Raw genomic sequence first — 13,165 nt, forward strand, 5'->3', positions numbered from 1 at the left:
GTTTCGTTCGCGCGGCTGCGGGTACTCGCGGCGAGGCATCTGCACACTGCCGGGTCGCCGGGCAGCAGCTAGTGTCGATCGATACCGCAATGACAATCGGCGCCAACACCTGCGAGGTGTCGGCGCCCTGCCCGGTCCGTTCCACGACGGTTCGGACGCAGCTCGTACGTCGGAACGGAGGGGTGCACGACGTGACCCGAACTCTCGACACGACCACAGCGACCGCTTCCCGACCGCCGGACGGAACCCTGGCGCGGGACGGGGGCTGGCGCGCGGCCCTGGCCGGACCGCCGGACGCGTCCGGCCTCGTGCGGGTCCAGCGCATCGTCGCCAGGTTCATCGCGGTCGGGCTGCTCGTCATCACGGCGGTGCTGACGCCGGTGATCATCGACCGCGCCGACCTGACCGCTGCCTGGTGGCCGCCGCTGAGTGTGCTCCTGGTGGCCGGACCTGCGGTCGCGGTGGCGATCTCCACCTACCGACCCGGGCTGAATCGGCTGACCGAGTTCGGCATCCTGTCGTGTGTCTCGGTGAACGTCGCCGTCCTGTTGTGGTTCGTCGCGTCCAATGGCGCAGTCGCACCGGACGGTTCGCGGTGGGCGATTTGGATGATCCAATTCATCGGCGTCCCGGGCCTTTTGCTGTCTATGTCGGGGCATCATCGGTGGGCGTTTTTCCACGTGTTGGGTTCGACTCTGTTGGCGTACACGGCAAACCAGTTCGGCCTCTACGGGGGATTCAACTGGGAGTCGTACCTCAACGCCTTGCTCACCGTTGCGCTGATCTGCGTCTTCCTGTCGATCACCGTGGTGACGCGACGCACCGCCGAAGTGCTCGACGACGAGGAGGAGGCCGCCATTCGTGGCGCGGCGGCGTCGGCCGCATCGTCGGCGCAAGAAGAGGTTCGGGCCCGGTTCGCCGGCCTGATCCACGACAAGGTGATGGCGATCCTGCTGACCATCCGGCCCGGCCGGCAGGAACCGTCGGTGACGGCGCAGGCCGTGTCCGCGCTCGACGAACTCGACACCCGAGCAGCCGGCAGTTCGCTGCCGGCCGAGATCGGCGCCGACGACTTCGCGCACCACGTCCGGGCCGCAGTCGAATTCATCGACGACGACCTCACCTGCAGCATCCGGAGCGCCGCGGACACCGAGACGGTGTACCCGGCAGCGGTCGCCACGAGCATGATCGATGCGATGAACGAGGCGGTCCGGAACTGGCGTCGCCACGGCGGCGTGGGGTCGAGCTGCGCAGTGACCTGCGATCTCCGCGATCACTGTGTGTCGATCACCGTCGTCGACGACGGCCGCGGCTTCGATCCGCTCGACGTGGCCCCCGAACGACTGGGCCTTGCCACCGGAATCGACCGGCGGATGGCGGTTCTCCCGGGTGGACGGTCGACGGTGACCAGCTCGCCCGGCCGCGGGACAACAGTCCATGTGGAGTGGGTGCGCGATGCCGCTGAATGACGCCCCGCCTCCTGCACCGATCACCGACATCTTCGGAATCCGTTCGCGGACCGTGATCCTCGCCCTCGCCCACCTCGGGTTCGTCTATGTCGTGGTGACCATCGGCGCCGGCCTCGACATGCGTGGCCTCTGGGCGTGGACCGGTGTCACCATCGCCTTCTTCATCCTCAGCGCACTCGCGGTCGCCGTGGTCCGCGCGCCCGGGGAGAAGTATCCGCTGCCGACCGGCATCGCCGTGGTGGCCGTGATGCTGGTCGCAACCGCGTTGAGCTGGTGGTCGATTCCCACGGACACCCTCGACATCGTCCAGTGTCAGCCGCCGTTGATCGCCGCCGCCGCGATCCTGGTGCTCCTCGCCCTACGCGGACGGCCCGTGGTTGCCTGGGCGGGAACGCTGTTGATGAGCCTGTCGGCCGGCATCTGGTCCGATGGCCGCGACCGTGGTTTCCTCAGCGGCGTCTTCTTCACGACCTGGATCTATCCGACGATGATCCTGGCGACCCTGTTCGTGGTGATGTTGCGCCCCATGGCCACTCGCATCCGGGTCCTGCGGGAGGAGGCGGTGCAACGCGCCGTCGACGATGCCGCCGCGCAGGCCGAGAGCGAGGAGAACGACCGGCAGGTCGCCCACCTGGACCGCACCGCCCGTCCCATCCTGCGGCTGGTCGCCGACGACCACGAGTTCGCCGACACCGAGGTCACCCGCGCCCGACTGGTGGAAGCCGATCTGCGCGATGGCCTTCGGGCGCAGGGTTGGCACTCTCCGCGCGTTCGTGACGCCGTCTGGCGCGCCCGCGAGCGCGGCCTCGCGGTGACGCTGCTCGACGATCGTGTCGAGGGTGACGCCGGCGTCGTGCACCCAGAGTTGGAAGACGCCCTCGTCGACATCCTCGACGAGGCGACGGCCGGGCAGGTGACCGCCCGCGTGGTCCCGCCTGGACGTGCCACGCTCGCAACGATCTTGGTCGAAGGCGGCGGAGTCACCCGGCGCTACGACTACGCCGGTGACGGAAAACTCACCGTCGCCGAGCAGGCACCGTCGTTCGGTCCCTGAGGAGCGAGCCTGCGAGCGCGCCGCCCTGAGTAGCGAGCTTGCGCGCGCCGCCCTGAGTAGCGAGCTTGCGAGCGTATCGAAGGGTATCGAAGGGCCACCACCTGGTCCCTGAGGAGCGAGCTTGCGAGCCTCACGAAGGGCCACCAAACCTCAAGCTCACTCGGGCGGTTGCACGATCGTCACCGCCGACGGCGGTTGGCGCACATCGATTCCCGCGCGGCGAGCCGCGACCGCGAGGCTGATGGACTCACGACCGGACGGGTGCGGCCAGCCCGGATCGCCCATCTCCCCGAAGATCGCCACGGCCTGGGCATCGGGTCCAGTGCTGAAGCGTGGCTGATACAAAATGCCGTCGGCCCGGCGCGCGAGTGCAGTCGCCCATTGCTGCGGAACGTCGTAGGACGTCATCGCGCTGAGTTCCCTGGTGACCCCAAAATCCGCGACGGCCGATGCGGTGAGGTCGGCGACACGGTGTGCCTTAGGCAGTCGGAGTCGGGACACTCTCCGCGCAGCTGCGAACTCGGCAGTGATGAAGCCGAATTCGACGATCTCCGGGCCGATGGCCTCGCGAACCGCAGCCACCTCGTCGAGCCCCAGGTAGCAGGTACCGCGTGGTGGAGCGAGATCGAAACGCCCGTGGCCGAGGCCACTGAACCACCACGGCCCGCGCGATGCGCGATGGCAGCGGAAGAGGTCGGCATCCGCCCCAAGGGCGGTGGTGGGAAAGTCGTCGAGTTTCGCGGGCGGTGGCTTCTGAAACGAACGCTGACGGCTCATGCACTCCACCGCGCGGTGGTATGCCGGGCGGCAGCAATGACGTCGTCGATCCGGCGGCCGGATCGCAGCCAGTCGACGGGGGTCAGGTCATCCAGGCCGGCATTGGCGCTGCACATCCAGGTCGCGGCCGTCCACGGGTCTGCGTCGACCGTCAGGATCGCCCACACCTCCGCCATGCCGTCGACGAGGCCGTGGTCGTCGCCGAACTGCCAGGTGGGAAACACCCAGCTGCGGCTGGGGTTGTCGAGTTGACAACCGATGAGCCGGCCGGTGCTCAGCCGTTTGACGATCGCGTTCTTGGTGATGCCGAGAAACCCGACCATGCCCTGCATGTCGTAGAACGGACCGATCAGCGCGTCGAACGGATCGCCCAGCGGCAACGACGCGATCATGCGCTGCGCAAGCAACTCCGGGTCGTCGAGGGCCGACGACAGGTCGACTCCCGAACGTCGCGCACGACGAAGGCGCTCGTCGAGCTGCACCGCAAAGGCGCGGGTCAGCGCGGCAACGCGATCGTCGAGGTCACCAGACATAATGGTCATCGTACACCTCGTACACCCATATCGAACACTGCATACACCGCGCTCGTAGCCGTCAGGAAGACTCGAAAACCCCAGCACCCAACGCCGCCATCGTCGCCCGCACCGCCCGGCGGGCATCGCCGTCACCGAGACGTTCTGTGGTGGTGAAGAATTGGTAGTACAGCGGTGCGGACAGGTATCGGATGACGGCAGTCGTATCGGTGGTCGCCGGTATCGCTCCCCGGTCGATGGCATCGGCGACCGACGTGGACCACTCGTCGACCCGGATGCGATAGAACTCCGCCAACGCGCGTTTGGTGTGCGAATCGTGGGTCGCCGCTGCGATCAGGGCGGCGAACAGCCGACCTTGCCGACGATGACCGAGCGTGCGCACGATCAGATCGGCATTGGCCTGCAGGTCACTGTCGAGTTCACCGGTATGCGTGGCGCGGACCGACTGGGCGGCCATCTCATCGAGCAGGTCGCTCACCAGCGCCTGCGGTGAACCCCACCGGCGATAGATCGTCGTCTTCCCCACGTCCGCAGCTCGAGCGATCACGGGGAGTTCGATACCCGCGAAACCGTGCTCGATCAGTGCGTCCTCGGTCGCGGTGAGGACGCGCCGTCGGACGTCGGCGGTCCGCCCGCCCGGGCGGGCGTCAGCAGATCGTCGACCGGCCGGCGTTTCCGAAGCATTGCTCACACACGCATCGTACGACGACCACCCCGCTTAACGGGTCTGCAGTTCCTTTTTCCCGAATCCAGGCGTAGAGTCACTAACAGAACCACAGTCCCCTTAAGGAGAGTCATGGAGTATCGGCGCGTTGGCAGTTCAGGCCTTCAGGTCTCGGAGTTCGGCTTCGGTGCAGCAACTTTCGGCGGGCGCGGAGAGTTCTTCAAGGCGTGGGGCGACACCGACGTCGATGCTGCGCGCCGCCTCGTCGACCAGTGCCTCGACGCCGGGGTCACCTTGTTCGACACCGCGGACGTCTACTCGGACGGCGCGTCGGAGGAGGTGCTCGGTGCGGCGTTGCGGGGCCGCCGGGACAGTGTGGTGATCTCGACCAAGGCTGCGCTGCCCACCGGCGACGGCCCGGCAGACTCCGGCACCTCCCGGCATCGGCTGATTCGCGCTGTCGAGTCCGCGCTACGACGCCTGAACACCGACTACATCGACCTCTTTCAACTGCATGCCTTCGACGCCGCGACACCGTTCGACGAAGTCGTCGACACGCTCGACGACCTCGTCCGCAGCGGGAAGGTCCGCTACACCGGCGTCTCGAACTTCTCCGGCTGGCAACTCATGAAGATGGTCGCCGTTGCCGACCGGCGGAATTCCGTGAGACCCGTCGCGCACCAGGTGTACTACTCGCTGATCGGGCGCGATTACGAGTGGGAACTCATGCCGCTGGGCGTCAACGAAGGTGTCGGAGCGATCGTCTGGAGCCCGCTGGGGTGGGGTCGCCTCACGGGCCGCCTCCGACGAGACACCCCTCTGCCGGCGACAAGTCGGCTGCACACCACCGCCTCCGCGGGCCCACCGGTCGACGACGAGCGACTGTTCCGAGTGGTCGACGCGCTCGACCAGGCAGCCTGCGACACCGGCAAGACGGTCGCTCAGGTAGCGCTGAATTGGTTGTCGCGCAGGCACACCGTGTCGAGCGTGATCATCGGCGCGCGCGACGAGGCGCAACTGCGTGACAACCTCGGGGCGGTCGGATGGTCACTGAGTAGCGAGCAGGTCGCGCACCTCGACGCCGCCTCGACCGTCGATGCGCCCTACCCCCACTTCCCGTACCACCGGCAGGAGGGTTTCGCTCGGCTCAACCCGCCGCTGTATGACTCGTCTCGAATTGCATAGATCTTCGGGCTCATTTCGCTCGACGAGGTGGGAGCCCGTGCTCCTCCCGCAGCTCGTCGAGCGAGATGGTCTCGCCGGCAGCGTGTTCGTCGTCGGCCCTTCCGATCGCCTCGATGGCGCCTGGGCGCGAGCGCCAGTAGATCGTCTCGTGGTGAGACTCCCGATCGTCGGCGGACATCAGGACGCCGAAGCAGTCGCCACCAGCTCGCTGAGCCTGGCTTTGGCTGCGGTCATGGGGACGAATCGCATAGATCGAGGATAGACCCTCCGACGGCGAGCGCACCCGATTGCATTTCCCCCCGCACCCGAACTTCAATGAAAGGAGTCAACACAGGAGGCGTGGGTGGTCAGCGAGTACGTCGACAGCTACTCGGCGGAAAGTGGCATCGAGGGCGCGCTCTACCGCACCCTCCAGTCGTTCGTCGGTACCGCCGAACATCGTCTGTGGATCAAGGTCCCGTGGTGGGATGCCTCGCCCCACGCCGACGCCCTCCTGGACGCGACGATCGCCGCGCGCCGACGCCACGTCGACGTCATCGTGTTCGCCCGGCCCGAAACGTCCAACGATGCGGCGCTGCGTCGCCTGCGTAGTGCCGACGTCCGCGTGATCACCGTCCGCAACCTGCACGAGAAGGTCGTGCTCGCCGACAACCGCGTCCTCAACCATTCGACCAACTTCACCCGCAAGGAACTCGAGGTCAACGAGAACTCGGGGACGGTGCACAGCACGCCGCGGCTGGTCGACGCGTTCGCCGCGGGCTTCGACCTGATGGCTGATGACCCCGACCGCAACACCAGCGGCGAGGAGTCCTGGACGCCCACCGCCACCCTGATCCCACCGGCCCTGCTGCCCTACCTCGACCGTTTCGACCGACTCAACCCGCTGCAGTCGAAGTCCGTTCCGGCAGTGCTGAACACAGCAGGCCACGTGATGGTGGTCGCGCCGACCAGTTCGGGCAAGACACTGATCGGCGAGGTGGCCGCACTGCGGTCGATCCTGCTGGAGAACCGGCCGGCGGTGTGGCTGCTGCCGGCACGCGCGTTGGCCGCCGAGGTGGCCGCGACCGCGGCCCGGTGGCGCGAACACGGAATCGCCTCGATCGAGCTGACCGGCGAGACCAACATGTCCAGCGACCGCATCCGCACCGCGCAGCTGTGGGTGGCGACCACCGAGAAGTTCGAATCCCTCTATCGTCGTTCGTCATTGAGGTCCTTCCTGGAGACAGTCGGCTGTCTGATCGTCGACGAGGTGCACCTCGTGGGCGACCACGAGCGCGGCGCCACCCTGGAGTCGCTCCTCGCCCGGCTGCGCGCGTCGGCCGACCGGACGCGGATCGTCGCCCTGTCGGCGACGGCAGCCAACGCCGAGGAGCTGGCCGCGTGGTTCAACGCCCAACTGATCACGGTGAATTGGCGGCCTACGCGCCTGCTCACGCAGTTCGTCACCTACGACTCCCCCTCGGGCAAACCCTGGGCCGACGAGGACGCCAAGGACGAAGCCATCACCGACCTGCTGCACGACATGTCGGACGACGGCGACGGCTCGGGTACGGGCAGCGTGCTGGTCTTCTGCGGCAGCAAGAACGCAGTCCGCCGCACCGCGGCCCTGCAGGCCGGCGTCCGCTACCGCGGCGTCGACGACGACACCCTGGTGGACCAGACTTTCGGCAAAGGTGTCGGCATCCACTTTCGGGATGCGCCGAAAGCCCAACGCGCGCTGGCTGCTTTCAACGCACGCCAGATCGACACCCTGGTCGCGACCTCGGGCCTGTCGACCGGGGTGAACACGCCTGCCCGCTCGGTCATCATCCGCGACCTGACCCTCGGCATCAACGAACTCGAAACCAGTCAGGCCCAGCAGATGCTGGGCCGCGCCGGACGCGCCGGTCAGGAATCCGAGGGCTTCGGGTTCATTCTCGTACCGCGCAGTGAGGAACTCGCGTGGCGCAGCCGACTTGTCGCCGGCTACCGGGTGGACAGCCGACTCATCGACAAGCTCGCCGACGCCCTCCTCGCGGAAATCCTGCTCGGCAGCGTTGCGCAGCGCGCCGACGCCCGACTCTGGTACGAGGGCACGTTCGCCTACGCCCAGAACAACCGGCGCCACAACCTCGATGGGGTACTCGACCGCCTGGTCACCCATGGTTTGGTCGACGACGCCGACGGCGCACTCACCGTGACCGAACTCGGCGCCGTGACCACCCGCCTGATGGTCGGGGTCGACGCGGCAAGCAATCTCCACTCCCGCCTCGCCACCTTGTCCACCCCCACCGACGCGACCGGCGCGGAATACATGATCCTCGCTGCGATCGCGAACAGTGTTCCAGCGCTCAATGATTGGCCGGTCAATCCCCGGACCTATGGCCCCTGGGTCGAGGACACCCTGGCCTCGGTGCCCGCGTTGGCTCGTCGGCTCGACACCGACTTCGGTCCCCGGTTCTGCGCGGCCGCCGCCGTGGCGGCATTGCACAGTCCCGACCGTCTGCGCGTATCCGGTCCCCTGTCACGCTCCGAGCTCACCCGCGCCATCGACGCGTTCCCGCGCTACCTCAGTTGGATTGCCGCGCTGGGCTACATCGGCATCGGTTCGTGGCAGCCGGTGGTGGCCGCCGACCTCGCGCGCCGGCTCACCTGGTGGCATCTCACACCTCATCCGCACCGCGGGAGCGGACGGTTGCTGTGGTTCCTCGAACAACTCCAAGATGACGAGGCGCGCCTCGCACGGGTGCCGCTGCTGTGGGGACGAGCCCGTCGCGCCGACTTCACCGACCCGAACGGGATCAACTCCCCGCCCCGCGGAGTTGAACTCCCCCGCAACGACTTCGACAGTCTCGTCCACAGTCGGGCGCACCTGGAGCTCGGTCCCGCCGACGGCACCGACGTCCCGCTCAAGGCCTCGCCGCCCGAGGCCACTCTCGTGGTCATCAGCTACGACGGCGCGACCCGCGCCACCCTGCGCACCCATACCCTTCCGCGGCGCATCGAGCTGCCGGTGCCGCGGTCGACGCGTGCAAGTGTGCTCGCTGCCGACGTGATCCTGTTCGCGCGCCGCGGCGATATCGCCTATCAGAACGCCGTCGTCGACCTGCCGCAGACCGGCGAGGGCGATGCGTCGTCGGCAGTCGACCACGCCCGAGAGCTGATCAGCCGGTTGTCGCCGCCGACGGCGGTGGTCACCACACCGGGCCGTGTCCGCGGCATGGTGCAGGGCAAACGCAAACGCTTGCTGTCCGACCTGTTGCCGCAGATCACCCCGGAACCGCAGTTGCTGCCCATCGCCGAGATATTGAGCGGTGACGCCGACGACGACGAAACCCGCGTCATCAACCTTCGGGCCGCCTTGGGGGAGGTGCTTCGCATCGACGCGTCGGCCGGGATCGCAGCCCGTCCAGCGGCCACCGTCCTGAAGGCGGGGTCCGCGATGCCCCGCGAGTTCGAGTGCGCGCTTCTCGCGCTCGCCGGAACCCTCGGCATCGAGGTGGGCGCCGCAGTCACCGACCACGGACACCTGGTCGCGCTGATCCACGTGGGCGACGGGTGGCGATCCGCCACACCCCTCGACGACGGCCACGTCATCAGCAAACCGCTGTTCCCCGACAAGCTTCCACCGATCGTGAGCCCGCTCGGGTTGAGGCCGGCGAAGCCGTCGGAACCGGCCCGGCCTCTGTTCGGGTGGCTGGTGGAGTTCACCCCGGGGTCGCAGTAGCCCCCGATCCCTGATCCCCCTGATCCCTGAGGAATGAGGCGCTAGCCGAGTGTCCTCCCCTGATCCCTGAGGAACGAGGCGCTAGCCGAGTGTCACGAAGGGCCGCAACACAACTCGCCTCCGCAACCACGTGTCTCCCGCCCCCTGAGGAGCGAGCCTGCGAGCGTCACGAAGGGCCCCTTCGTGACGATCCTCCGCTAGCGCTCCGGATCTCCTCAGGGACCGGGCGGTTGGGTGCGAGCGTTCCCCCGATCTGTTCGGCGGCTACCGCGTTGCGCAGCTCGGAGTACTCCTCGAAAGTGAGTCGATCGCGCTGGAAAGCGAACTCGATGTCGTCCCAGCTGCCACGGACGTAGGCATCGGTGGCGACACCATTGACCTCAGGGACATGCCCATCGGTGTAGTCGAGTCCCGTGAGCTTCTCCATCATCTGCTCGTCGCTGATTTCGCCGGCGTCACGCTCATCGATGATGTCCAAGGCGGTGGGCGGGATCTCGCGCAACGTCCCAGCATTCTCCCGCTTGGCGGCTTTCAGCGTTCGGCTGATGTGCGGTTGCGATACGCCCAGAGAGTCCGCGATGAGTTTCTGGTTCCAACCATCCATGGCCGCGTTGATGATGGCCTGCCGCTCCTGGCGGGCATTAAGCCGCCGGCGCGCGCCGATCCTACGCATCTCAGCAACCTTCCGAGGCTCGATCTTCGTCGCCATCGCGTTCCCCAATCTCGCGCAACCCGCGATCTCAGAATTATGCAGTCAGTATACTCCCACGTAGATCTGGGTATCTAACCCAAATCAAGCCGACGACGGCGCTAGCCGCATCCACATCAAACGACCCCATAGCCGAGCCTCCTCGCCGCGCTCGCGATGCGGCCAGCGAGGTCCGGGTGAGTTAGCGGTAGGGACAGTTGCGGCCTGCTGGGCATGGCAGTCGAGGCCGGGGTGAACAATGCCAGGCAAGGCGTGCCGGCGAATCGGCTGTTGTAGCGGAGGCCATCGATGTTGGGGTGGGCCTCGACGATGTGGCGGGCCCAGCGTTGAGTGATGCGGTGGCCTCCGGTGGATAGGGCGTAGGTGCCACCGGCGCGGGTGGCCCAGGCACCCGAACTGTCGGCGGCGATGTCGATCACGGTGATCGGACGGGTGAACGACAGACCGGTGAGGTAGGGACGCTCGCGCCCGCGGTCGATCGTGCGGTCGGCCTGGAAAGCCTCGGCCAGCGCGGCATCCGGGGTTTCGGCGCCGTACCAGACTCCGCGTCCGTCAGGGTCCTCCCCACGCGGCAGATGGTGGGGGTCGAACCGCAGCACCGGCCCGTAGGTGCGCAGCGCATTCCATGCCAGCACGTGGTCGCCGATGGTGCGGTGCACGCGCCACCACACCTCGTCGACCCGTATCACCCGCACCTCGTCGTCCCGCAACCCCAGTGCCCGTAGGTCGCCCGGATCGGGCGGGTCGGGCAGCATCGAGTCCGAGGCCACTAAGAGGCTGTCCAATCGGCGATCTCGAGCAGCTCCAGGACCGCCTGAACCGGTTCTCCGTGCAACAGCCACTGCTTGACTGACCTGGGCTGTCCACCGATGGGCAGTTGCGGCTGCGGCGACTCCAGGAACTCGGCGACCGCGGTGGGATGCAGTCCACGGGATAGCAGTTGGGGCAGAACCTGATCCAACCCGCGAACGTGTATGAGTTTGTCTGGCTCGACGTGCTCAAACTGCAGGACTGGAAAGACCCACGACCGGCCGTCGTCAATCGCCCACAAGGTGTGTGCGAGACGACGTTGACGCACCCGCGAGTCCGATACCTGCAGCCCCTTGGCCACCGCGGACGCGGACAGGGCGGTGCTGTAGAGCCGCGCCATGTGCGCGGTCGCGTCTACGGCGATCTGGGCGTAGTCGTCGGGGTCCTCGGTGAACCCGGCGGTGTCGAGCAACCGGGCGTCGCCCTCGGTCAGTCGCGCCGCCCACGGGCGCTGCGGCGGCAAACTGCGGAGCGCAGCGACCAGTGCCGCTCGATCGAGGTCGAAACGGTCGCGCAACAAGTTGTCGAGGTCGTCATCCGCAGTCGACATGTTGATCCACATCCAGCTAGCCTAACGGTGTCAGATCTATGCTATTTGCGTTAATGGAATCAGGCAACCGCGACCGTCGCCAGATCCGATGCTCCTCATGCACCCAGTCACCCGACGCGATCTATAGCTCGACACACCTTGTGTTCACGCACCGCGCAGCAGTGAAGCTGCCGTCGTGCTCGAGTGCCAGTTTCCCAAGGTTCCCGTGGAACTCCCATGCGATTCAGACGCACCGGAGGGTCGTCAGGTTCCAGCCGTGCTCGCCCCGCCCATCATTCGCGCGGAACTACCCCAAACGTCGACGCCATCAGTCTGCGGACGGCGACGCCACTTCCGGCACCGAGCCCGACTCCCCCTCAGAACCAACCGACGACGAGTTCGACTCAGGTTCGGGCACATCCGAAGTCTCCGGGGCAGCGGTCGATTCATCCGTGGACTCGGCCGGTGCCGAGGTGCGCACAGTCGACGAGTCCGAGGACCCAGTCGACGGAATCGAGGACCCAGTCGACGGGATCTGAGACCCAGTCGACGGAAAGTCGCGCCCAGTCGACGGAATTTGGCGCCCAGTCGACGGGACGACGGACGGAGCGACCGACGGGGACGGAACGACCGTCGGGGTTAGGGACGGCTCGGACGGCGCCGACGTCACCGCAACCTCCTCCACCACAGCCGAGGTGGTCGCCGGCTCCGGCCGCTCGTACTCCTCGAGCGCATCCTGCACCATGTCCGCTTCTTCTTCGGCGTTGGCGTTCCAGTGCTGCCAGGTGTGGGCGCCGTGGGTGTAGTTGAAGCGAACGGGGAGGTCGAAGACGATGGCGACACCGTTGAGCGCGAGCGTCGACGCGAACGACATCGTCTCCAGCAGGCTGCCGAACACGACTTCGCCGATGCCGCCGAGGCCGATCAGTTCGTCGAACTCGTCGCGCCCGGTGAGCAGGCCCGTGCCGGCGGAGATGACGATGATCTGGTCGTTGTCGCGGGCTTCGATGATGTGTCGGGTGACGTCGTTGGCGGCCCACTGGTTGCCGGGCGCAAAAGGATTGCCCCACATACCGTCCAGGCCGTTGGCGATGCCGTTGCGGTTGCTCAGGATGTACGGAATCAGCAGATATCCGAAGACGCTGTCAGTCTGGTAGTAGCCGGAGATCGAGTGCGCAACCTTGAACACCTCGGGGTACTTCAGCGCCAGGTTCACCGCCTGCCCGCCGCCGAGCGAGAGCCCGACGATCGCGTTTCCGGTCTGCTCAACGGAGAAGTCCTGCTCCAGGTACGCTGGCAGTTCCTCACCGATGAACGTCTCCCACTGCGGGTCGTACACACCGCCGCTGCGGTTGGGCAGCGTGTTGCCGTCAGCATCCACGGGGAGCGCCTGCCAGTTCGACGACCACGCATTCGACCCGTCGACCACCTGCACCAACGTGTACTGCTCGCTGTACTGCGAGGCGATGCTGCCGGCCTCGTCGCCACCGCCGACCCCGCCCAGGAAGTAGACCGCCTGTTCCTGTTGTCCCGGTTGCTGACTCGACGGCCGCACCTTCACCACAACCATGGACTGCATCGACTCCGACCACACCCGGCACGTCTGGATGTTGCGGTCACGCTCGGAGTTGTTCGTGTAGGAGCAGCCGGTCCGCACAGTGGTCGGGTCGACCGCCATCGCGATCCCGGTCCCCGACAACATCGCCAAACTCGTCACGGCCGCAACGCC

12 protein-coding genes are annotated in these 13,165 nt (G+C 67.0%); 4 read left to right on the forward strand and 8 right to left on the reverse strand.

The features are described 5' to 3' along the window. Positions 1-191 precede the first annotated feature (191 nt). Both VZC37_RS13360 and VZC37_RS13365 read left to right on the forward strand, forming a co-directional pair. Positions 192-1,469 carry a sensor histidine kinase gene (locus VZC37_RS13360; protein ID WP_330433039.1) on the forward strand — a complete coding sequence of 426 codons (1,278 nt, stop codon included), beginning with the start codon at positions 192-194 and terminating at the stop codon, positions 1,467-1,469. After that, positions 1,456-2,523: a hypothetical protein gene (locus VZC37_RS13365; protein ID WP_330433040.1), complete on the forward strand. Its 1,068-nt coding sequence runs from the start codon at positions 1,456-1,458 to the stop codon at positions 2,521-2,523. Before VZC37_RS13360 ends, VZC37_RS13365 begins: the two co-directional genes overlap by 14 nt. Before the next feature lie 156 nt (positions 2,524-2,679). Here the strand turns inward: VZC37_RS13365 and VZC37_RS13370 are convergent, their stop codons facing one another. The 3 genes from VZC37_RS13370 to VZC37_RS13380 are packed head-to-tail and all read right to left on the reverse strand — an operon-like array spanning position 2,680 to position 4,524. Next, the gene (locus VZC37_RS13370; RefSeq protein ID WP_330433041.1) at positions 2,680-3,300 is read right to left on the reverse strand and encodes an RES domain-containing protein; all 621 of its coding nucleotides are present in this window, start codon (positions 3,298-3,300) and stop codon (positions 2,680-2,682) included. Next, the gene (locus tag VZC37_RS13375; RefSeq protein WP_330433042.1) at positions 3,297-3,842 is read right to left on the reverse strand and encodes a hypothetical protein; all 546 of its coding nucleotides are present in this window, start codon (positions 3,840-3,842) and stop codon (positions 3,297-3,299) included. The genes VZC37_RS13370 and VZC37_RS13375 overlap by 4 nt, the downstream gene beginning before the upstream one ends. A gap of 52 nt (positions 3,843-3,894) precedes the next feature. Further along, a complete protein-coding gene (locus VZC37_RS13380) occupies positions 3,895-4,524 on the reverse strand; it encodes a TetR/AcrR family transcriptional regulator (RefSeq protein WP_330433043.1) in 630 nt (209 codons plus the stop codon). Between the two features lie 105 nt (positions 4,525-4,629). Here VZC37_RS13380 and VZC37_RS13385 point away from each other — a divergent pair, with 105 nt between their 5' ends. Further along, complete coding sequence (locus tag VZC37_RS13385) at positions 4,630-5,682, forward strand: aldo/keto reductase (RefSeq protein ID WP_330433044.1); 1,053 nt, start codon at positions 4,630-4,632, stop codon at positions 5,680-5,682. Positions 5,683-5,692: 10 nt separating this feature from the next. Here the strand turns inward: VZC37_RS13385 and VZC37_RS13390 are convergent, their stop codons facing one another. Next, positions 5,693-5,860 carry a hypothetical protein gene (locus VZC37_RS13390; protein WP_330433045.1) on the reverse strand — a complete coding sequence of 56 codons (168 nt, stop codon included), beginning with the start codon at positions 5,858-5,860 and terminating at the stop codon, positions 5,693-5,695. A gap of 165 nt (positions 5,861-6,025) precedes the next feature. On the opposite strand from VZC37_RS13390, the gene VZC37_RS13395 reads away from it, so the two are divergent. Continuing rightward, entirely contained in the window at positions 6,026-9,388 is a 3,363-nt protein-coding gene (locus VZC37_RS13395) for a DEAD/DEAH box helicase (RefSeq protein ID WP_330433046.1), read from the forward strand. Positions 9,389-9,554: 166 nt separating this feature from the next. On the opposite strand, the gene VZC37_RS13400 is transcribed toward VZC37_RS13395, so the two are convergent. From VZC37_RS13400 to VZC37_RS13415, 4 genes are all read right to left on the reverse strand, one after another. Further along, positions 9,555-10,097 carry a winged helix-turn-helix domain-containing protein gene (locus tag VZC37_RS13400; RefSeq protein WP_330433047.1) on the reverse strand — a complete coding sequence of 181 codons (543 nt, stop codon included), beginning with the start codon at positions 10,095-10,097 and terminating at the stop codon, positions 9,555-9,557. Between the two features lie 116 nt (positions 10,098-10,213). Next, entirely contained in the window at positions 10,214-10,852 is a 639-nt protein-coding gene (locus VZC37_RS13405; protein ID WP_330433152.1) for an RES family NAD+ phosphorylase, read from the reverse strand. Positions 10,853-10,866: 14 nt separating this feature from the next. Continuing rightward, complete coding sequence (locus VZC37_RS13410) at positions 10,867-11,457, reverse strand: DNA-binding protein (RefSeq protein ID WP_330433048.1); 591 nt, start codon at positions 11,455-11,457, stop codon at positions 10,867-10,869. 307 nt (positions 11,458-11,764) lie between these two features. Next, positions 11,765-13,138 (reverse strand): alpha/beta hydrolase-fold protein, encoded by a 1,374-nt coding sequence (locus VZC37_RS13415; protein ID WP_330433049.1) that lies wholly within the window; start codon positions 13,136-13,138, stop codon positions 11,765-11,767. Positions 13,139-13,165 lie beyond the last annotated feature (27 nt).

Origin of the sequence: Gordonia sesuvii, from assembly GCF_036350415.1 — a bacterium.
Classification (GTDB): Bacteria; Actinomycetota; Actinomycetes; order Mycobacteriales; family Mycobacteriaceae; genus Gordonia; species Gordonia sesuvii.